General features: G+C 75.4%; 6 protein-coding genes and 1 pseudogene. All 7 read left to right on the plus strand.

Features of this window, described 5'->3' with window-relative positions; translation table 11 throughout:
* Positions 1-7866: SDR family NAD(P)-dependent oxidoreductase (locus ACZ514_RS31860; protein WP_469126299.1), on the plus strand; the 7866-nt coding region annotated here is incomplete at its 5' end.
* A 42-nt stretch (positions 7867-7908) separates the two neighbouring features.
* Positions 7909-9138 carry a macrolide family glycosyltransferase gene (locus ACZ514_RS31865; RefSeq protein WP_469126300.1) on the plus strand — a complete coding sequence of 410 codons (1230 nt, stop codon included), beginning with the start codon at positions 7909-7911 and terminating at the stop codon, positions 9136-9138.
* On the plus strand, positions 9135-10715 hold the full coding sequence (locus ACZ514_RS31870; RefSeq protein ID WP_469126301.1) for an FAD-dependent monooxygenase: 1581 nt from the start codon (positions 9135-9137) through the stop codon (positions 10713-10715). Before ACZ514_RS31865 ends, ACZ514_RS31870 begins: the two co-directional genes overlap by 4 nt.
* Before the next feature lie 5 nt (positions 10716-10720).
* Positions 10721-12892, plus strand: a complete 2172-nt coding sequence (gene pabB / locus ACZ514_RS31875) for an aminodeoxychorismate synthase component I (RefSeq protein ID WP_469126302.1) — start codon at positions 10721-10723, stop codon at positions 12890-12892.
* Entirely contained in the window at positions 12889-15252 is a 2364-nt protein-coding gene (locus tag ACZ514_RS31880; protein WP_468170379.1) for a glycoside hydrolase family 3 protein, read from the plus strand. The genes pabB and ACZ514_RS31880 overlap by 4 nt, the downstream gene beginning before the upstream one ends.
* The gene (locus ACZ514_RS31885) at positions 15249-16436 is read left to right on the plus strand and encodes a 4-hydroxybenzoate 3-monooxygenase (RefSeq protein WP_469126303.1); all 1188 of its coding nucleotides are present in this window, start codon (positions 15249-15251) and stop codon (positions 16434-16436) included. The genes ACZ514_RS31880 and ACZ514_RS31885 overlap by 4 nt, the downstream gene beginning before the upstream one ends.
* Before the next feature lie 69 nt (positions 16437-16505).
* Positions 16506-23072 (plus strand): annotated as a pseudogene (locus ACZ514_RS31890) (SDR family NAD(P)-dependent oxidoreductase); the annotation flags it as partial.

The raw sequence follows: 23072 nt of genomic DNA on the forward strand, positions 1-23072 counted from the left end.
CGTCCGGACTTCGTGGCGGGTCATTCGATCGGTGAGATCGCTGCCGCGCATGTGGCGGGGGTGCTGTCGCTGGGGGACGCGGCGCGTCTGGTGGCCGCCCGTGGTGCGTTGATGGGCGCCCTGCCGCAGGGCGGGGCGATGGTGTCCGTGCAGGCGGCCGAGGACGAGGTGCGGCCGCTGCTGTCGGCGGACGTCGACATCGCGGCGGTCAACGGCCCGTCCGCCGTGGTGATTTCGGGTGCGGAGGCGGCCGTCCTGGCCGTGGCCGCGCAGCTGACCGCCCAGGGGCACAAGACCAAGCGCCTCACCGTCTCGCACGCGTTCCACTCGCCGCTGATGGAGCCGATGCTCGAGGCGTTCCGCGAGGTCGCGGAGTCCCTCGACTGTTCCGCGCCGGTGATCCCGGTCGTCTCCACCCTGACCGGCGCCCTCGCCACCGCCGAGGAGCTGGCCTCGCCCGGCTACTGGGTGCGCCACGCCCGCGAGGCCGTCCGCTTCCACGACGCCGTGCGCCACCTCGAGGCCGCCGGGGTGCGCACCTACCTCGAACTCGGCCCCGACGCCGTCCTCAGCGCCATGGGACAGGCCTGCCTGGACGAGCCCGCCGCCCTCCTCCCCCTGCTGCGCCGCGACCGCGCCGGGACGGTCACGCTGATGTCCGCCCTCGCGGGGGCGTTCGTCCGCGGCGTCGAACCCGAGTGGACGCGTGTCCTGTCCGGCCGCCGCGTCGACCTGCCGACGTACCCCTTCCAGCGGCAGCGCTACTGGCCCGCCGCACCCATGGCGTCCGCGCCCGGCCACCGCCCCGACGCGGACGACCTGCTCTACCGGGTGACCTGGGAGCGGCTCGAGGACCCCTCCGCCCCTGCCGCGCCCGGCTCCTGGCTGGTCGTCACCGACGCCGGCCGCCCGGCAGGGCACGCCGACGCCGTCCTCGCCGCGCTGGCCGACCGGGGCGCCGACGTCGTACCACTGGCCCTGACCACCGCCGATCACGACCGGACCGTCCTCGCCCGGCGGCTGGCGCTCGAGATCCCGGCGGACGGCCTCTCCGGCGTGCTGTCCCTGCTCGACCCCGACGGCGCCGACGCGACGGCCGCCACCCTCGCCCTGCTCCAGGCCCTCGGCGACAACGGCCTCCCGGCGCCCCTGTGGGTCGTCACGCGCGGCGCCGTCCGTGTGGACGCGCGGGACGACGGCCCCGTACGGCCCCGCCAGGCCCAGCTCTGGGGCCTGGGCCGGGTGGCCGCACTCGAGGCCCCCGCCGGCTGGGGCGGCCTGGTCGACCTGCCCGAACAGCTGGACGCCGACGCCCTGCGACGGCTCTGCGCCCTCCTCTCCGCAAGCGCCGGCGAGGACGAGACCGCCCTGCGGCCCTCCGGCACCTACGCCCGGAGGCTGGTGCGGACCGGCTGGTCCGCGCCAGCCCAGGACTGGTCGCCGCGCGGCACCGTCCTGGTCACCGGCGGCACCGGCGCCCTCGGCGGCCACGTCGCCCGCTGGCTCGCCGAGGCCGGCGCCGACCACCTCCTGCTGGTCAGCCGACGCGGCGCGGACGCCCCCGGCGCCGCCGGACTCGTCGACGGGCTCTCCGCGCTGGGCGCCGAGGTCACCGTTGCGGCCTGCGACGTCTCCGACGAGGACGCCCTCGCCGCGCTGCTCGCGGCCGTCCCGGCCGAGCACCCGCTGACGGCCGTCGTGCACACCGCCGGGGTCCTCGACGACGGCGTGCTCAGCGCCCTTACCCCCGCGCAGCTCACCGGCGTACTGGCGGCCAAGACGGACGCCGCCCTCACCCTGCACCGGCTGACGCGCGACCTCGGCCTCGACGCGTTCGTCCTCTTCTCCTCACTCGCCGGCGTCATCGGAGCGGCCGGGCAGGCCAACTACGCCGCGGCGAACGCCGCCCTGGACGCCCTCGCGGAGCAGCGCCGCCGCGAAGGCCTGCCGGCCACCGCCGTCGCATGGGGAGCCTGGGAAGGCGACGGCATGGCGGCGGCCGACGCGGCCGTCCGCGAACGGATGCGCCGCACCGGCTTCCGCCCCATGAGCCCGCGGCGGGCCCTGCGGCTGCTGGACGGTGCGATCCGCCACGGCGAGAGCGCCGTACTGGCCGCCGACATCGACTGGGAGCGGTACGCACGGGCCCACGGCCCGGCGGCCCGGCGGCCCGTACTGCGGGCGATCACCGGCGCAGCGGAGCCGGGGACGACCACCGGGTTCGCCGCCACGCTGGCCGGCCTGGGACCGGACGAGCAGCGCGCGGCCCTCGTCGCGCTGATCCGCGGACACGCCGCCGACCTGCTGATGCACCCGACGCCGGACGCCATCGCCCCCGAACGGTCCTTCCGGCAGCTGGGCTTCGACTCGCTGGCCTCGGTGGAGCTGGGCAGCCGGCTCGGTACGGTCACCGGGCTGCGCCTGCCCGCCTCCCTCGCGTTCGACTACCCGAGCCCGGTGGCCCTGGCGGAGTTCCTGCGGGGCGAGCTGGTGGGCACGGCACCCCGTACCGTCGTGGCGGGCCCGGTGGCGGACGCCGCGGACCCGGTGGTCGTCGTCGGGATGGCATGCCGGTTCCCCGGCGGGGTGTCCTCGCCCGACGGGCTGTGGACCCTGCTGGCGGACGGCACCGACGCGGTGGGCCCGTTCCCGCAGGACCGCGGCTGGGACCTCACGGGCCTGTTCGACGCCGACCCCGACGCGCCGGGCACCACGTACGCGACGGCGGGCGGCTTCCTGGAGGACGTGGGCGACTTCGACGCCGGCTTCTTCGGGATCTCCCCGCGCGAGGCCCTCGCCATGGACCCCCAGCAGCGGCTGCTGCTGGAGACCTCCTGGGAGCTGTTCGAACAGGCCGGCATCGACCCGGACTCGCTGCGCGGCAGCCGCACCGGCGTCTACGTCGGATCCAACGGACAGGACTACACCGCCCTGGTCTCGCGGTCCGCCGAGGACCTGGAGGGCTACCTCGGCACGGGTGGCGCCGGCAGCGTCGTCTCCGGCCGGATCGCGTACGGCTTCGGCCTCGAGGGGCCCGCGCTGACGGTGGACACGGCGTGTTCCTCCTCCCTCGTCGCCCTGCACCTCGCCGCGGAGGCGCTGCGGCGCGGGGAGTGCGACCTGGCGCTGGCCGGCGGCGTGACCGTCATGTCGACCCCCGACGCGTTCGTCGACTTCAGCCGCCAGCGCGGCCTCTCGCCGGACGGACGGTGCCGGGCCTTCGCGGCGGCCGCCGACGGCACCGGCTGGTCCGAGGGCGCGGGCATGCTCCTCGTGGAGCGGCTGTCGGACGCGCGCCGCAACGGCCACGAGGTCCTGGCGGTCCTCAAGGGCTCCGCGGTCAACCAGGACGGTGCCTCCAACGGCCTGTCCGCCCCCAACGGCCCGTCCCAGCAGCGCGTCATCCGCCAGGCCCTCGCCCACGCCGGTCTGACGGCGGACCAGGTGGACGTGGTGGAGGCGCACGGCACGGGCACCCCGCTCGGCGACCCCATCGAGGCGCAGGCGCTCCTGGCCACGTACGGGCAGGGCCGGCCCGCGGACCGCCCGCTGTGGCTGGGCTCCCTCAAGTCCAACCTGGGCCACACCCAGGCCGCGGCCGGAGTGGCCGGCGTGATCAAGATGGTGCTCGCGATGCGGCACGGCGTCGTACCGAAGACCCTGCACGTGGACGCGCCGACCCCGCACGTCGACTGGACGGCCGGCGAGGTCCGGCTGCTGACCGAACCGCTGGACTGGACCCCGGCGGGGGAACCCCGCCGCGCGGCCGTGTCCTCCTTCGGCATCAGCGGCACCAACGCCCACGTCATCCTGGAGGAGGCCCCGGCCGTCCGGGCCCCGGCGTCCGCCGCCGGCCGCCCGGCGGACCGCTCTCCCGCCGCCGTGCCCTGGCTGCTGTCGGGCCGAGACGCGGCCGCGGTCCGCGCGCAGGCCCGGCAGCTGCTGACCCGGGTGTCGGCCGGCCCCGTGGCGGACCCCGCGGCCGTGGGCCGGTCGCTGGCGGTGCGCCGCAAGGCCTTCGAGCACCGTGCCGCCGTGGTGGCGGGTGACCGGACCGAGGCCCTGGCCGCACTGGCAGCCCTGGCCGACGCGGCCACGGACGCGGCCACCGACGCGGCCACCCCGGGCCGGACGGCGTTCCTCTTCACCGGGCAGGGGGCGCAGCGTGCGGGGATGGGGCGTGAGCTGTACGACGTCCAGCCGGTGTTCGCGGCCGCGTTCGACGAGGTGTGCGCCCACTTCGACGTTCCGTTGAAGGAGGTGGTGTTCGGGGGCGGGGAGGAGGTTCACCGCACGGAGTTCACGCAGCCGGCGCTGTTCGCGCTCGAGGTGGCGTTGTACCGGCTGGTGGAGTCCTTCGGTGTGCGTCCGGACTTCGTGGCGGGTCATTCGATTGGTGAGATCGCGGCCGCGCACGTGGCGGGGGTGCTGTCCCTGGCGGACGCGGCGCGTCTGGTGGCCGCCCGTGGTGCGTTGATGGGCGCCCTGCCGGAGGGCGGGGCGATGGTGTCCGTCCGCGCCGGCGAGGACGAGATACGCCCGCTGCTGTCGGCGGACGTGGACATCGCGGCGGTCAACGGCCCGTCCGCCGTGGTGATTTCGGGTGCGGAGGCGGCCGTCCTGGCCGTGGCCGAGCGGCTGACCGCCCAGGGGCACAAGACCAAGCGCCTCACCGTCTCGCACGCGTTCCACTCGCCGCTGATGGAACCGATGCTCGAGGCGTTCCGCGAGGTCGCGGAGTCCCTCGACTGTTCCGCGCCGGTGATCCCGGTCGTCTCCACCCTGACCGGCGCCCTCGCCACCGCCGAGGAGCTGGCCTCGCCCGGCTACTGGGTGCGCCACGCCCGCCAGGCCGTCCGCTTCCACGACGCCGTGCGCCACCTCGAGGCAGCCGGGGTGCGCACCTACCTCGAACTCGGCCCCGACGCCGTCCTGACCGCGACGGCCCGGCAGTGCGTCACCGAGGACGCCGCCGGCGCGTCCGGTTTCGTCCCCCTGATGCGCCGCGGCAGGGACGCGGAGCACACCCTCGCCGCCGCCCTGGGCGCCCTGTTCACCCGGGGCGCCGACCTGGACTGGCCGGCGTACTTCGGCCCCGGAACGCGGGCACCCGGCATACCCGGCTACGCCTTCCAGCGGACGCGCCACTGGCCGCGGCCGCGCCCTGCCGGAGCGCCCGGGGCCGACGCGCACCCGCTGCTGACGACCGTGCTGCCCCGCGCCGACTCCGACGAGGTGGTCCTCTCCGGCCGGCTGTCGGCCCGAACGCACCCCTGGCTGGCCGACCACGTCGTCAACGGCACGGTCATCGTGCCCGGGACCGCCTTCGTGGAGATGGCCCTGCGCGCCGGCCGCGAGGCCGGCTGCGACACCCTCGACGAGCTGACCGTCCTCTCCCCGCTGCGCCTGCCCGGCGCCGCCGCGGCCGAGGTCCAGACGCTCCTGGCCCCCGCCGGCCCCGACGGGGAGCCCGGGTCCTGGACCGTCGCCGTCTACGCGCGGCCGGCCGGCACCCCCGACGGGGGCTGGACCCGGCACGCGAGCGGGCTCCTCAGCGGCTCCGCACCGTCCTCCCCGCCGGCCGGGCCGCTCGTGTGGCCGCCGGCCGACGCCGAACCGGTCGACGCGGGCGACACGTACGTCCGGGCGGCCGGCATGGGCTTCGACTACGGCCCGGCGTTCCAGGGCCTCAAGGCCGCCTGGCGCCGCGGCGACGAGATCTTCGCCGAGGTCGCCCTGCCCGCGGCGGAAGCCGACGACGCCGCACGGTTCGCCCTCCACCCCGCGCTCTTCGACGCCGCCCTGCACACCGGCTTCATCGAGTCGCCCGGCGGGTCCGACGACTCCGGACGGCTGCCGTTCAGCTGGCAGGGACTGACCCTCCACCGGGCCGGCGCCGCCACCGTACGGGTGCACTTGACCCGCACCGACGCCGACACCCTGTCGCTGGAGATCACCGACGGCCTCGGCGCACCGGTGGCCTCGGTCGCCTCGCTGACCCTGCGCTGGCTGCGCCCGGAGGACCTCGCGGGCGACACCGCCGCCCTGCTGGAGACCCACTGGCAGCCGCTGGACCCCGTCCCGGCCCCCGCCGGCCCCTGGGCGCTCCTCGGAGACGGCATGGCCGCCGTCCCCGCCTCCGCGGGCGCGTCCCTCACCGCGTACCCGGATCTGGACGCGCTGGAGCGCGCGGCCGAGGCCCCCGCGACGGTCCTGCACCTGCTGGACCCGGCCGGTCCCGCCGACCCACCCGACCCCGCCCGCCACGCCCACGAGGCGTCCTGGCGGACCGCGCGCCTGCTGCGGCGGTGGACCGCGTCCCCGCTCGCGGAGACGGCCCGGCTCGTCCTGCTGGTCCCGCAGGGGGATCCGGCCGGCACCACGCAGGGAGCGGTCCGCGCGCTGCTGCGCACCGCGCAGGCGGAGCACCCCGGGAAGTTCCTGGTCGTCGAACTCGACGGGCAGCCGCGGTCCTGGGACGCGCTGCCGGGCGTCCTCGGCACCGACGAGCGGGAGGTGGCCGTCCGCGACGGGCGGCCGCTCGTCCCCCGCCAGGTCCGCCGGCCCGGTACCGCGCCCGGCGGACCTGCGCCCGCGTTCGCCGGGACCGTCCTGATCACCGGCGGCACCGGCGGCCTCGGCGCGGTGGTCGCCGAACACCTCGTACGCCGGCACGGCGCCGACGACCTGCTGCTGCTCAGCCGCAGCGGCGCCGGCGACCCGCGCAACGAGGAACTCGCCTCGGCCCTGCGCGGACTCGGCGCCCGGGTGACGCTCGCCGCGTGCGACGTGGCCGACCGCGAGGCCCTGGAGGCCGTCCTGTCCGGTCTCTCCCCGGACCGGCCCCTGAAGGCGGTCGTCCACGCGGCGGGCGTGGCCGACGACGGACTCCTCGGCACGCTGACGGAGGAGCAGTTCGAACGGGTCATCCGGGTCAAGGCGGCGGGCGCCGTCGCGCTGCACGAGCTGACCAAGGACACCGCGCTCGACGCGTTCGTCCTGTTCTCGTCCGCCGCCGCCGTCATGGGCAGCCCGGGCCAGGCCAACTACGCGGCCGCCAACGGCTTCCTGGACGCCTTCGCCCACCACCGCCGCTCCCTCGGACTGCCCGCGCTGTCCCTCCAGTGGGGCCCCTGGGCCGAGGAACGCGGCATGGCCGGCCGGATCGGCCCCGAGGCCGTCGCCCGGATGGCGCGCCAGGGCACCGTACCGCTGGCCAACGAGGAGGCGCTCGCCCTGTTCGACGCGGCGCTGGCGCTGCCCGGCACACCCAACCTGGTCGCCGCCCGCCCGGTGGCCGCCCCGGCCCCGGCACGGACCGCCCGGCCGGCGGGCGGACCCGCCGCCGAACGCGGCGGGTTCGCCCGCCGGATCGCCGGAGCCGACGCGGACACCCGCCGCAGGCTCCTCGTCGACCTGGTGCGCGCCCGGACCGGCTCCGTCCTCGGCCACGGCACGTCCGCGCACGTACCGGCGGAACGCTCCTTCCGGGAACTGGGACTGGACTCGCTGGCCGCCATCGAACTGCGCGACCGGCTCGGCGCGGAGACCGGCCTGCGGCTCTCCCCGACGCTGGTCTTCGACCACCCCAGCCCGCTGGCACTGGCCGGCTTCCTGGACCGAGAGCTGGCCCCCGCCCCCGCCGGGGACCAGCCGGACCCGGCCGTGGTCCGCCGGCTCGACGAGCTCGCGGCCGGCCTGCGCACCACCACCCCCGGCCCGGTCACCGCCCGCTACCTGGAGGACCGGCTGCGCGCCCTGCTCACCGAGGTCGGGGGGCCGGCACGGCCCCCGGCCGCGACCGATGTGGACGACGTCACCGACGAGGAGCTGTTCGACATCTTGAACGGAGAGATCGGCATCTGAGCCGTCCCCCTTCCGTCCCCCACCGCACACCCCGAGGAACAGATGGCACACATCGCATTTTTCAGCGTGGCCGCCCACGGGCACGTATCGCCCACCCTGGGCATCGTCGCCGAGCTGGTCTCGCGCGGTCACCGGGTCACCTACTTCACCACCCGGGCCTTCGAGGAGCAGCTGACCCGGCTCGGCGCGCAGGTGTGCCGCTACGACGTCGCCACCTCGCCCGTGCAGTCACCGCGCGCCTTCGCCGAGAACGACCTCAGCGCCCTGCCCCTGTTCTTCCTCCACGGCAGCGCGGACCGGATCGCCCTGGCGGAGTCCTTCGTCGGCACCGACCGCCCCGACCTCGTCGTCTACGACAACACGGCACCCTTCGCCGGGCGCGCCCTGGCCCGCGGGTGGGGGGCGCGCGCCGTGCAGTTCTTCCCCTCCCTCGCCTCCAGCCGCGGCTACGCGCTCATGGACGCCATGCTGGCCCGCAGCGGCCGCTCCGCCTCCCACGAGGCCAACGGCGCCGAGTTCGACGCGCGCCTCGCCGAGTTCCTCGCTGACGCCGGGCTGGACGGGGTCCCCGCCGGGGAGTTCATGGACTTCGAGGAGGAACTCAACCTGGCGTTCCTGCCCAGGGAGTTCCAGCCCGAGGCGCACACCTTCGGGGAGCACTACCGCTTCGTCGGGCCCAGCCTGGGCGGCCGGGAGGCCGAGGGCACCTGGCGCCGCGAGGACCCGGACCGTCCGATGGTGTTCGTCTCGCTCGGCACCGTCTTCAACCGGGCCACCTCCTTCTACCGCACCTGCGTGGAGGCGTTCGCCGGCAGCGGCCTGCACCTGGTGCTGTCCGTCGGGCAGCACGCCGACCCGGCGGACCTCGGACCCCTCCCGGCGCACTGCGAGGCGCACCGCAGCGTCCCCCAGCTGTCCGTCCTGAGCCAGGCCGCCGCGTTCGTCACCCACGGCGGCATGGGCAGCACGATGGAAGCCCTGTCCTTCGGCACGCCGATGGTCGTCGTCCCGCAGATGGCCGAACAGGAGATCATCGCCGACCGCGTCGTCGAGCTGGGCCTGGGCCTGCGCCTCGACCCGGCCGACGCCACCGCCGGGCGCCTGCGGGCGGCGGTGGAAACCGTGAGCGCCGCTCCCGCGACCGCCGCCGCGGCGGCCCGCTTCCGGCGGCTGAGCCGCGCCGCGGGCGGCGCGGCCGCCGCGGCCGCCGCGATCGAAGCGCACCTGGCGGGCACGGGCACCGCCGCGCGGACGGAGGCGGCCGCGATATGACCGGGCAGAGCGTTCTCATCGTCGGAGCGGGCGCCGTCGGCACCCTGCTGGCCTGCGACCTCCTCCAGCAGTCGGTGCCGGTGCGGATCGTCGACGCCAAGTCCCCGCGGGAGGAGTACGACCCGCACTCCCGCGCCGTGATGATCTGGCCCCGCGTGCTGGAACTCCTGGAGAAGGTCGGCATCGCCGACGAGCTCGTCTCCCGCGGGTTCCCGGCCGACGACGTCAGCTTCTTCTCCCGAGGACGCCGGCTGGGCACCGTACCGATGACGAAGCTGGGCGCCGCCCGCCCCTACGGCCTGGGCATCGTCCAGAGCGAGCTGGAGGTGCTGCTGCGCCGCCGCTTCGCCGAACTCGGCGGCACCATCGAGTACGGGACCGAACTGACCGCGGTCGACGTCTCCGGCCCGCTCCCCACCGCCACGCTGCGGCACGGTGACGGCCGTACCGAACGGGCCGCGACCGACTGGCTGATCGGCGCGGACGGCGCGGGCAGCGTCACCCGCCGGCTCCTCGGCATCCCCTACCCGGGCGTGCCCTTCCCGCTCGGCATCGCGCTCGGGGACTTCCCCGTCACCGGGCCGCGCGTCTCCACCGTCGAGTACCACTACGCCGACAGCGGGCTGCTGCCGCTCGTCCACCTGCCCGACGGCGTCTGCCGGCTCGCGACGATCGTCGCCCCCGGGGAGACCGACTGGTCGGACCGCCCGCTGGCGGACTGGCAGCGGATGGTCGACGAGCGCACCAGCCTGCCGTACCGGCTCGGCGAACCCCTGTGGACCCGTACCTACCACCCGCGTCCGGGCGTCGCCGAACGGTTCCGCGAAGGCCGGGTCGTGCTCGTCGGCGACGCCGCCCACTCGGTGGTCCCGCTCGGCGGGCAGGGCCTCAACCTCGGCCTCCAGGACGCCCTCAACCTCGGCTGGAAACTCGCCGGCGTCGTGCACGGCGTCTGGGACGAGCGGATCGTCGACACGTACGACACCGAACGCCGCAAGGCCGTCGAGCAGGTCCGCACGGTCATCCGCACCGAGATGGAACTGTCCGCCGCCCCCACCGCACGGGAGCGCCGCCTGCGGGACCTGAAGGTGGCCACCGCGCACCGCACCGGCCTCCTACGGCACGTCGCGGCACCCCTGATGAGCCAGATCGGCCTCGGCTACGCCGCCACGGGCAGCGAACCGCTGTGGCGTTCGACGCTGCGCCGCAGGGCGCGCCCCGGGGACCGGCTGCCGTTCTTCCACCGGACCCGGCGGCACGCCGGGGCCCCCGTCCTCGACCAGCGCGGTCACATCGCACTGCTCTGGCCCGGCCGCCGACCCGCCGCCGGCTGGCCGGCCGTGGCGGACGGCGCCCGCCGCGTCCTCGCGGACCGCCTCCCCGTCCACGACCTCGCACGGCTGTCGCCGTCCGGACGCGCCGCCCTCGCCCCGCTGTTCGGCGGGCGGCCGCTGATCGCCCTGGTCCGTCCCGACGGCCACCTGGCCCACCTCGCCGCCGCACACCGGCCGGCCGAGTCCCTGGACCACCTGGACCGGCTGCTGTCCCGGCCGCTGACCCCCTCGCGAAGCAGGTGAGCCCCATGCGGACCCTCCTCATCGACAACCACGACTCGTACACCTACAACCTCTTCCAGCTGCTGGCCGAAGTGAACGGCCGGGAGCCCGTCGTCCTCGCCAACGACGCCGCCTCCGTCGCCGACCTGGACCTCGACGCCTTCGACAACATCGTGGTCTCGCCCGGGCCCGGCCACCCGGCCCGCTCCCGCGACTTCGGCGTCTCCCGGGACGTCCTGGTCAAGGCGGGCGTCCCGGTGCTCGGCGTCTGCCTCGGACACCAGGGGCTCGCCGTGTGGGCGGGCGGCGAGGTCGTGCCCGCCCCCCTGCCCGTGCACGGCGAGGTCGCCCGGGTGCGGCACGACGGCGACGAGCTCTTCGCGGGCATACCCGAGGAGTTCGGCGCGGTGCGCTACCACTCCCTGTGCGTGGCGCAGCCGCTGCCCTCCGACCTCCGGGCCACCGCCTGGTCCGAGGACGGCGTCGTCATGGCGCTGCGCCACCGGCTGATGCCGCGCTGGGGCGTGCAGTTCCACCCCGAGTCCATCGAGACCGAGTACGGCCGCCGGATGCTCGCCAACTTCCGGGACCTGACGCTGGCCGACCGCGCCGAGCGCACGGGCGGCCGCCCCGCCGCCCCCGCACCCGCCGGGGCCGCCCGCACCGCGGCCGCCCGCACCGGGGCCGTGCCGGAGCCGCGGGTCCGGCACACGGCCGGCGCGGGGGACCGTACGCACTACTCGCTGCACGTGACCGAGCTGGACGCCGCGGTGGACACCGAGAGCGCGTTCGCCTCGCTCTTCGCCGGGTCCCGGCACGCCTTCTGGCTCGACAGCGCCCGCGTGGAACCCGGCCTGTCCCGGTTCTCCTTCCTCGGCGACGCCCGCGGCCCGCTCGCCGAGACCGTCCGGTACCGGGTCGACGAGGGCGTGGTCGAGGTCGACTCCGCCACACCGGCCAGACACCGGGAGCCCGTCCTCGACTACCTCCAGCGGGAACTCGCCCGCCGCGTGATCGACGCCCCGCCGCTGCCCTTCGACTTCACCGGAGGCTACGTCGGCTACTTCGGCTACGAACTGAAGGGCGACTGCGGATCCCCCAACCGGTACTCCGCCCCCACCCCCGACGCCGTCTGGATCTTCGCGGACCGGTTCCTCGCCGTCGACCACCAGGAGGGCCGCACCTACCTCCTCGCCCTCAGCACCGACCCGGACACCGCCGCCGGCGCCGCCCGCTGGCTCGCCGGCACCGCCGCCGCCCTCGGCCGGCGGGAACCCGGGACGCACCCCGCGCCCGCGCCCGCCGACGGCCCCGGCACGTCCGTGGAGCCCCGGCTCGCCCGGAACCGCGACGCCTACGTCCAGGACGTGCTGCGCAGCCAGGAGTACCTGACCGCCGGCGAGAGCTACGAGATCTGCCTGACCAACGTCGCCGAGATCCCCGCGACCGAGGACGGCTTCACCGCCTACCGCCGGCTGCGCCGGGCCAACCCCGCGCCGTACGCCGCCTACCTGCGCCTCGACGGTACCGAGGTGGCCTGCTCCTCCCCGGAACGCTTCCTGCGGATCACCGCCGACCGGATCGCCGAGGCCAAGCCGATCAAGGGCACGGCCCCGCGCGGCGCGACCCCCGCCGAGGACGAGCGCGCCCGCCGCGAGCTGGTCGCCAGCGCCAAGACCCGCGCCGAGAACCTGATGATCGTCGACCTGATGCGCAACGACCTCGGACGCGTCTGCGAGGTCGGCTCGGTCCACGTCCCCGTCCTGATGGCCGCCGAGAGCTACGCCACCGTCCACCAGCTCGTCTCCACCATCCGCGGCACCCTCAAGGACGGCAACGACGCACTCGACTGCGTCCGTGCCTGCTTCCCCGGCGGCTCGATGACCGGCGCGCCCAAGCAGCGCACCCTCGAGATCATCGACTCCCTCGAAGGCCGGGCCCGCGGCATCTACTCCGGCGCCATCGGCTACCTCTCCTGCAACGGGACCGCCGACCTCAACATCGTCATCCGGACCATGGTCCTCGCCGACGGGCTCTGGCGGATCGGTGCCGGCGGCGCCATCGTGCTCGGCTCCGACCCGCACGACGAGTACGACGAAATGCTCCTCAAGGCCGACGCCCCCGCCCGCGCGCTGCTCCCGGACCGTCCGGACACCACCCAGCCCGCCCCCGAACGAACCGGAAGTGACCAGCGATGACCCCGCACACCCCCGTCGACGTGACCGCGCTCGTCCAGGCCATGACCCTCGACGAGAAGCTGTCGTTCGTCCACGGCTCCGACGACCCCGAACGCCTCGGCCAGTCCGGCTACATCCCCGGGGTCCCCCGCCTCGGCATCCCGGAACTGCGGATGACCGACGGCCCGGCCGGCGTCCGCATGAAGCGCGGGACCACCACCGCGCTGCCCGCCCCCATCGCGCTGTCCTGCGCCTTCGACGACGAACTGGCCGCCCGCTACGGCGAGTACCTCGGCCACGAGGCCCGCGCCAAACGCCAGGACGTCCTCATCGGCCCGATGATCAACGTGCTGCGCCAGCCCTTCGGCGGACGCAACTTCGAGCTGTACGGCGAGGACCCGCTGCTGGTCACCGCCATCGGCACCGCGGTGATCAACGGCATCCAGTCCCAGGGCGTCATCGCCATGCCGAAGCACTTCGCGGCGAACAACCAGGAGGAGAACCGGATGGCCGTCGACACCCGCGTCGACGAACGGACCCTCCGCGAGATCGAGTTCCCCGCCTTCGAGGCCGCCGTCCGCGCCGGTGCCGGCGCGCTCATGGGCGCCACCAACGGCGTCAACGGCCACCCCAGCTGCCAGAACGAGACCCTGCTGAACACCGTCCTGCGCGAGGAGTGGGGCTTCGAGGGCTGGGTGATGTCCGACTGGGACGCCGTCCACGACACCGTCGCCATCGAGCGCGGCCTCGACCAGGAGATGCCCGACGGCGCCCACCTCGGGGAGCCGCTGCGCGAGGCCATCACCGAGGGCCGCACCGACGAGGCCGTCCTGGACCGCGCCGTCGCCCGCATCGTCGGCCAGATGGCCCGCTTCGGCCTCCTCGACGGCTCCGCCCCCCGCCCGCGGGCCGTACGCGACCCCGAGCGCGGCCGTGCCCTGGCCCTGGAAGTGGCCACCGCCGGCTCGGTGCTCCTGCACAACCCCCGCAACGTCCTGCCGCTGTCCGCCGCCAAGCTCACCGAGCCGGGCCGCGCCGCGCACGGCCTCGCCGTCATCGGCCGGCCCGCCACCATCCCCAAGACCGCCGGCGTCGGCAGCGCCCTCGTCGTCCCGGAGCACGCCGCCACCCCGCTCGAGGTCCTGCGCGCCCGCCTCGGCGAGGACGCCGTCGACTTCCGCATCGGCGAGGACCCGGCCGGACGCCCCGTCCCGGAGTCGGCGCTCGTCCCCGCCTTCCGCGAGGGCGAGGTCCCGGCCGGCCCCTCCACCGAGCCCGACTACTTCTACGAGGGCCGGCTGACCATCGAGACGGAGGGCCGCTACCGCATCGCCGTCACCGCGCTCGGCGGCTACGCGGCCATCGACCTCGAGGGCCACCCCCGCGTCTTCGCCGGCAGCTCGTTCGGTGACACCGCCGGCCTCACCGTCGACCTCCTCCCCGGCACCTACAAGCTGGTCCTCTCCGCCCTGCCGATGCCCTCCAACCCCGTCCACCTCACCCTCGGCTGGGTCACCCCCGAGCAGGCCCGAGCCGACATCGAGGAGGCCGTCGAGGCCGCACGCGGAGCACGGGCCGCCGTCGTCTTCGCCTACGACGAACTCGCCGAACTCATCGACCGCCCCGCGCTCGCCCTGCCCGGCCTCCAGGACACCCTGATCTCCGCCGTCGCCAAGGCCAACCCCCACACCGTGGTGGTCCTCAACACCGGCTCCTCCCCGACGATGCCCTGGCTGGACGACGTCGCCGGCGTCCTCGACGTCTGGTACCCCGGCGAGATGGGCGCCGAGGCCACCGACGCCCTCCTGTTCGGCGACGCCAACCCCAGCGGCAAGCTCACCCAGAGCTTCCCCGTGGACGCCGGCCGCACCTCGGTCGCCGGAGACCCCCTGCGCTACCCCGGCGTCGACGGCCGCGTCGAGTACCAGGAAGGCGTCTTCGTCGGCTACCGCTGGCACGACGAGCACGGCGTCGCCCCCCTGTTCCCCTTCGGCCACGGCCTCAGCTACACCACCTTCGGCTACGAGGACCTCCGCCTCACCGCCCGGGGCCGCGAACTGAAGGTCTCCTGCACCCTGCGCAACACCGGCACCCGGGCCGGCCACGAAACCGTCCAGGTCTACCTCGGCAGCAGCCCCGACGTCACCGCCCCCCAGGCCCCCAAGGCCCTCGCCGGCTACGCCCGCGCCCACCTGGAGCCCGGAGCGTCCACCGTCGTGGAGATCGTCCTCGACGCCCGCCGCTTCGAGTACTGGAACACCGCCACCGGCGCCTGGACCGTCGCCGCCGGCCCGCGCACCGTCTCCGTGGGCCGCTCCTCCGCCGACCTCCCCCTCACCGCCACCGTCCACGTCGACCCGGCCGGAACGGTGAGCCCGTGACCCCGGCCCCCCTGCGGATCCACACCCCGGTGTGCGTCATCGGCGCCGGTCCCGCCGGCCTGCTGCTGGCGCGGCTCCTCGAACTGAACGGCATCGACTGCGTCGTCCTCGAACGCCGCGGCCGCGACCACGTGGAACGCCGCGTCCGGGCGGGCCTCCTGGAACAGGGCACCGTCGAAGCCCTGCGCCGCGCCGGCGCCGCCGGACGCCTCGACCGGGAGGGCCTGGTCCACGAAGGCTTCGAACTCCGCCTCGAAGGCGACACCTACCGCCTGCCCTTCACCAAGCTCACCGGCCAGTCCGTGTGGATGTACGGACAGCAGGAGGTCGTCAAGGACCTCATAGCCGCCCGCACCGCCACCGGCGGAGCACTGCACTTCGACGTCGACGACGTCCGGGTCGGCCGGCTCGCCGGCGACGGCGCCACCGTCACCTGCACCCTCGACGGCCGCCCCGCCGAGATCACCTGCGACTTCGTGGCCGGCTGCGACGGCTTCCACGGAGTCAGCCGCACCGCCGTGCCCGCCGCCTCCCTCACCACCAGCACCCACACCTACCCCTACGCCTGGCTGGGCATCCTCGCGGCCGCCCCGCCGATGTCCCCCGAACTCGTCTACGCCACGGGCGAGCGCGGCTTCGCCCTCCAGAGCATGCGCTCCAGCACCGTCAGCCGCCTCTACCTCCAGGTCCCGCCCGGCGAGAGCGCGGACACCCGCTCCGACGAGGAGATCTGGGCCGAACTCGACCGGCGCCTCACGGGCGGCAGCGGAACCCTGCCCACCGGACCCGTACTGGAACGCACCCTCGTCCCGCTGCGCGGCTTCCTCTGCGCACCCGTGCAGCACGGGCGGCTCTTCCTCCTCGGCGACGCGGCCCACATCGTCCCGCCCAGCGCCGCGAAGGGACTGAACCTGGCCGTCGCCGACGCCGAACTCCTCGCCGGGGCCCTCGCCGTCTGGTACCGCACCGGGCGGCGCGACGCCCTCGACGCGTACTCGGCCACCGCCCTGCGCCGGGCCTGGCTCGGCCAGGAGTTCTCACGGTGGATGACCGACCTGCTGCACACCGGCCCGGACACACCCTTCGACCGGGGCCTGCGCCGGGCGCGCTTCGACCACCTGACCGGCTCCACTGCCGCGGCGACCGACTTCGCCGAGCAGTATGTGGGGCAGTCGCGACGCTGACGGCCGCCCCGCCCGGTCCACCGCCGGGGGCAGCCGCTTCGACCTGATCAACGGGAGTACCGGAACGTCATGACGAACGAAGAGAAGATGCTCGACCACCTCCGTTGGATGACGGCCGAACTCCACCAGACCCGGGAGCGGCTGCGCACCGCCGAGGAACCCGAACCGATCGCGATCGTGTCGATGAGCTGCCGCTACCCCGGCGGCGTCAGCTCCCCCGAGGAGCTGTGGCGGCTCGTCGCGGAGGGCCGCGACGCCGTGGCCGGCTTCCCCGCCGACCGCGGCTGGGACCTCGACGCCGTCTACCACCCGGACCCCGACCACCAGGGCACCAGCTACGTCCGCGACGGCGGCTTCCTCGCAGGAGCCGCCGAGTTCGACGCCGCCTTCTTCGGGATCTCGCCCCGCGAGGCCCTCGCCATGGACCCGCAGCAGCGGCTCCTCCTGGAAACCGCCTGGGAGGCCTTCGAACGCGCCGGCATCGACCCCACCTCGCTGCGCGGCAGCCGCACCGGCGTCTTCGCGGGCGTCATGCACCACGACTACGCCTCCGGCCCCCGCGACCTCCCCGAAGGCGTCGAGGTGTACCTCGGCAGCGGCAACGCCGGCAGCGTCGCCTCCGGCCGCGTCTCCTACGTCCTCGGCCTCGAGGGCCCCGCCGTCACCATCGACACGGCCTGCTCCTCCTCCCTCGTCGCGCTCCACCTGGCCGCCCAGGCCCTGCGCCAGGGCGAATGCACGATGGCCCTGGCCGGCGGGGTCACCGTCATGGCCGACCCCGCCCTGTTCGTCGACTTCAGCCAGCAGCGCGGCCTGGCCCCCGACGGCCGCTGCAAGCCCTTCGCCGCGGCCGCCGACGGCACCGGCTGGGGCGAGGGCGCGGGCCTCCTCCTGCTGGAACGGCTCTCCGACGCCCGCCGCCACGGCCACCCCGTCCACGCCGTCATCCGCGGCTCCGCCGTCAACCAGGACGGCGCCAGCAGCGGCCTCACCGTCCCCAACGGCCCCTCCCAGCAGCGCGTCATCCGCCAGGCCCTGGAACAGGCCCGCCTCACCCCGCGCGACATCGACGCCGTGGAGGCCCACGGCACCGGCACCACCCTCGGCGACCCCATCGAGGCCCAGGCGCTGCTCGCCACCTACGGCCAGGACCGCACCCCCGACGGCCGGCCGCTGCTGCTGGGCTCCGTCAAGTCCAACCTCGGCCACACCCAGGCCGCCGCCGGCGTCGCCGGCGTCATCAAAATGGTCGAGGCCATGCGCCACGGCGTCCTCCCCAGGACCCTCCACGTCGACGCACCCACCCCGCACGTCGACTGGAGCACCGGAGCGGTCTCCCTGCTCACCGAGAACACCGACTGGCCGAACACCGGAGCGCCCCGCCGCGCCGCGGTGTCCTCCTTCGGCATCAGCGGCACCAACGCCCACCTGATCCTCGAACGGCCCGAGCAGCACACCCCCGACGAGGAGCCGGCGACCGCCCCGGCCCCGCCCCCGGCCGCGGCCTGGCCCCTCTCCGCCCGCAGCCCCGAAGCGCTGCGCGCCCAGGCCCGCCGCCTGCTGGACCACACCACCGACGGCGCCCCCGTGGCCCACACCGGCCACACCCTCGCCACCGCCCGCGCCGCCCTCGGCCACCGCGCCGTCATCGTCGGCACCACCGCCGCCGAACTCCGCGAGGGCCTGCGGGCCCTGTCCGACGGCGTGCCCGCCGAGAACCTGGTCCACGGCACGGCCCGCCCCGACCCCCGCACGGCGTTCCTGTTCACCGGCCAGGGCGCGCAACGGCCCGGCATGGGACGGGAACTGCACGCCGCGTACCCCGTCTTCGCCGAGGCCTTCGACCAGGCCTGCGCCCACCTCGACCGCTCCTTCGACACCCCCGTACGGGACGTCGTCCTCCACGGCTCCCCGCTCCTCGACCGCACCGCATACACCCAGGCCGGACTCTTCGCCCTCGAGGTGGCCCTGTTCCGCCTCGCCGAGAGCCACGGCCTGCGCCCCGACTTCCTCCTCGGCCACTCGGTCGGCGAACTGGTCGCCGCACACGTGTCGGGCATGCTCCCCCTCGCCGACGCGGCCGCCCTCGTCGCCGCCCGCGGCCGGCTCATGCAGTCACTGCCCGAAGGCGGCGCCATGGTCGCCGTGGAAGCGGCCGAGGAAGACGTCCGCGCGCTCCTCACCCCCGGCGTCGACATCGCCGCCGTCAACGGACCGACGTCCGTGGTCCTCTCCGGCACCGAGACCGGCGTCCTCGACGCCGCCGCGCACCTCGCCGCCGCCGGCCACCGCACCAAGCGGCTCAAGGTCAGCCACGCGTTCCACTCCCCGCTGATGGAACCGATGCTCGACCGGTTCCGCGCGGTCGTCGCCCGGCTCACCTTCCGCCCGCCCGCCATCCCCGTCGTCTCCAACGTGACCGGCCGCATCGCCACCGCCGAAGAGCTCGGCTCACCCGAGTACTGGGTGCGCCACGTCCGCCGGACGGTGCGCTTCCACGACGGCGTCCGCACCCTCGCGGACCACGGCGTCACCACCTTCGTGGAACTCGGCCCCGACGGAGTCCTCACCGCCATGGGGCAGAACTGCCTCGACGAGGACAGCGGCATCCGCTGGAGCACCGTCCTGCGCCGCGACCAGCCCGAGCCGGCCGCCTTCGTCCGAGCCGTCGCCGAAGCCCACACCCAGGGCGTCACCGTGGACTGGAACGCCCTGTACCCGGGCGCCCGGCGGGTCGACCTGCCCACGTACGCCTTCCAGCGCGAGCGGTACTGGCTGGAGGGCACCGGCACGGCCGGCGACGTCACCTCGGCCGGCCTGGACGCGGCCGGGCACCCGCTGCTCGGCGCGATGGTGACGGTCGCCGGCTCCGACGAACTCCTGTTCACCGGCCGCCTGTCCCTGACCGCGCAGCCCTGGCTGGCCGACCACGCGGTGGCCGGAACCGTCCTGCTGCCCGGCACCGCCTTCGTGGAGCTCGCGGTCCGGGCCGGCGACCAGGTCGGCTGCGGGCTGCTGGAGGAACTGACCCTGCAAGCCCCGCTGGTGCTGCCCGAGCGGGGCGGCGTCCAGGTCCAGCTCGCCGTGGGCCCCGCCGGCCCGGACGGCCGGCGCACGGTCACCGCGTACGCCCGCCCCGAGGACGGCGCCTGGACCCGGCACGCCGAGGGCGTGCTCGCCCCGGCCGCACCCACCGCCACCGCCACCGGCCTCGGCGGGACCTGGCCCCCCGCCGGAGCCGAGGCCGTCGACCTCGACCCCTTCTACCACCGCCTGGCCGGCGCCGGATTCGCCTACGGGGCCGCCTTCCAGGGCCTGCGCGCCGCCTGGCGGCTCGGTGACGAGGTGTACGCCGAGGTCGGCCTCGACCGCGACCGGCAGGAGGCCGCGAGCCGCTTCGGCCTCCACCCCGCCCTCCTCGACGCCGCCCTCCAGGCGGCCGGCGCGGGCAGCCTGCTCCCCGACAGCGGCGAGGCCCGGCTGCCGTTCGCCTGGCGCGAGGTCGCCCTGCACGCCACCGGCGCGCGCACCCTGCGCGTCCGGCTGGTTCCGGCCGGCGAGGACGCGGTCGCACTGACCGCCACCGACGAGACCGGTCTCCCGGTGGTCACCATCGCCTCCCTCACCCTGCGCCCGATGACCCCCGGCGGGCTGACCCGGACCGCCGACACGCTGTTCGCGGTGGACTGGGTCGCGGCCCCGGTGGCCCTCGCGGCCGGGCCGCTGTCCGCGGGCACGGTGTGCGAGGTGGACACCTCCGAGGGTGTCCGTCCCGCCCTGCACCGGGCCCTGGAAGTCCTTCAGGGCTCCCTGGCGAGCCCCGGGGAGCAGCGTGTGGTGTTCGTGACCCGGGGGGCCGTGGGTGACGAGGCGCATGACCTCGCCGGTGCGGCGGTGTGGGGTCTGGTGCGTTCGGCGCAGTCCGAACACCCGGGCCGTTTCCACCTCCTGGACCTGGAGGACGGGCACGTCGACCCGGGCCCCTATCTGACCTGCGCGGAGCCGCAGCTCGCGGTGCGCGGGGGAGAGGCACGGGTCCCGCGCCTGGTCCGCGTCCCCGTTCCGGGCTCTGGGGGTCTGTCGTTCGCCGGGGAGGGGACGGTGCTGATCACGGGCGGTACGGGTGTTCTGGGGCGGGCGGTGGCCCGGCATCTGGTGAGGGTGCACGGCGTCCGCCATCTGCTGCTGGCCTCGCGTTCCGGTGGTGGCGGGGATCTGGTGGCCGAGCTGTCGGGGCTGGGTGCTTCGGTGAGGGTCGCCGCCTGTGACGCGGCCGACCGCGAGGCCCTGGCCGCCCTTCTGGCCACCGTCCCGGGCGGGCATCCGCTGACGGCTGTGATCCACACGGCGGGGGTCCTGGATGACGGGGTGATCGAGTCTCTCACTGCGGATCGTTTCGAGGCGGTGCTGCGTCCGAAGGCGGATGCCGCCCTCAACCTTCACGAGCTGACGGCTGGTCTGGGGCTGTCGGCGTTCGTCTTGTTCTCGTCGGCCTCGGGTCTGCTGGGTGCGCCCGGTCAGGGCAATTACGCGGCGGCCAATGCCTATCTGGACGCTCTGGCCCAGTACCGGCGTTCCCTGGGTCTGCCCGGTGTCTCCCTGGCCTGGGGTCTGTGGGCGGAGCGCAGTGGGATGACCGGTGCCCTCGAGGCGGGTGACGTCGACCGCATCCGGCGCGGGGGTATGGCCGCCCTCACCACCGAGGAGGCCCTCACACTCCTCGACGCGGCCCCCGCACACGACCGGGCCGTCCTCTTCCCCATGCGCCTCGACCTCAAGGCGCTCCCCACCGGCCCCGCCCTCCCGCCCGTCCTGCGCGGGCTCGCCGCGGCACCTCCCGCGCGGCCCACCGCCGGCGCGGCGCCCCGTACCGGGGGCTCCCCCCTCGGACAGCGGCTGGCCGGCCTGCCCGGAGCCCAGCGGACACGGACCCTCCACGACCTGGTCGTCACCGAGGTCACCGCCGTACTCGGCCACCGCGCACCGGGCGCCCCGGAGCCGACGCAGGTGTTCAAGGACCTCGGCTTCGACTCGCTGTCCGCCGTGGAACTGCGCAACCGGCTCAGCGCCGTCACCGGCCTGCGGCTGCCCGCCACCCTCATCTTCGACCAGCCGACCCCGGCCGCCCTCGTCGCCTACCTGGAGGCCCGCCTCGTCGACACCGGCGACGAGAAGGCACCCGCCACCCCGGCCGCCCCGCTGCCCGCGGACGAGCCGATCGCCATCGTCGGCATGAGCTGCCGCTTCCCCGGCGGGGTCCGTTCCCCCGAGGACCTGTGGCGGCTGGTGCTCGCCGGCGGCGACGCCATCGCGGACTTCCCCGCCGACCGGGGATGGGACATCGGCTCCCTCTACCACCCCGACCCCGCGCACCCCGGCACCTCGTACGTCCGCGAGGGCGGTTTCCTCGACGGGGCCGCCGACTTCGACCCCGTGTTCTTCGGGATCTCCCCGCGCGAGGCCCTCGCCATGGACCCCCAGCAGCGCCTGCTGCTGGAGACGGCGTGGGAGACCTTCGAGCACGCCGGGATCTCCCCGGCCTCCGTACGCGGCAGCCGCACCGGCGTCTTCACCGGCGTCATGTACCACGACTACGTCAACCTGCTCCACGACCAGGAGGGCCTGGAGGGCTACGCTGGCAACGGCAGCGCCGGCAGCATCGCCTCCGGCCGCATCGCCTACACCCTCGGCCTCGAAGGCCCCGCCGTCACCGTGGACACGGCCTGCTCCTCCTCCCTGGTGTCGCTGCACCTCGCCGGCCAGGCCCTGCGGCAGGGCGAGTGCACCATGGCCCTCGCCGGCGGCGTGACCGTCATGTCCAGCCCCCAGACCTTCGTGGAGTTCAGCCGCCAGCGCGGCCTGGCCCCCGACGGCCGCTGCAAGCCCTTCGCCGCGGGAGCGGACGGCACCTCGTGGTCCGAGGGCGTCGGCATGGTCCTGCTGGAACGCCTCTCCGACGCGCGCCGCAACGGGCACCAGGTCCTCGCCGTCGTGCGGGGCTCGGCGGTGAACCAGGACGGCGCGTCCAACGGCATGACCGCCCCGAACGGCCCCTCGCAGCAGCGCGTCATCGAACAGGCCCTCGCCAAGGCGCAGCTGGCGGCACGGCAGGTCGACGTGGTGGAGGCGCACGGTACGGGCACCACCCTCGGCGACCCCATCGAGGCGCAGGCCCTGCTCGCCGCCTACGGCCAGGACCGCGAGGAGGACCGGCCGCTGTGGCTGGGTTCGGTCAAGTCGAACCTGGGCCACACCCAGGCCGCGGCGGGCATGGCCGGCGTCATCAAGATGGTCATGGCGATGCGCCACGGCGTGGTGCCGATGACCCTGCACGTGGACGAGCCGACCCCGCACGTCGACTGGTCGGCGGGTGCCGTGCGCCTGCTGACGGAGCCGGTGCCGTGGCCCGAGACCGGCGAACCTCGCCGCGCGGCCGTGTCCTCCTTCGGCATCAGCGGCACCAACGCCCACACCATCCTCCAGGAGGCCCCGCGGGAGCCCGCCGCCGCCACCGGCACCACCCCCGCACCGGCACTGCCCGTCTGGGTGCTGTCGGGGCGGGACGGGGAGGCGGTGCGGGCGCAGGCGGGCCGGCTGCTGGAGCGGGTGTCGGCCGATCCGGAACTGGACCCGGCC

It is taken from the genome of Streptomyces sp. NPDC034086 (assembly GCF_055575515.1).

Coding starts and splice junctions, on each gene's coding strand:
- ACZ514_RS31865 (WP_469126300.1), top strand. CDS start 7,909: ATGGCACACATCGCATTTTTCAGCGTGGCCGCCCACGGGCACGTATCG.
- ACZ514_RS31870 (WP_469126301.1), top strand. CDS start 9,135: ATGACCGGGCAGAGCGTTCTCATCGTCGGAGCGGGCGCCGTCGGCACC.
- pabB (WP_469126302.1), top strand. CDS start 10,721: ATGCGGACCCTCCTCATCGACAACCACGACTCGTACACCTACAACCTC.
- ACZ514_RS31880 (WP_468170379.1), top strand. CDS start 12,889: ATGACCCCGCACACCCCCGTCGACGTGACCGCGCTCGTCCAGGCCATG.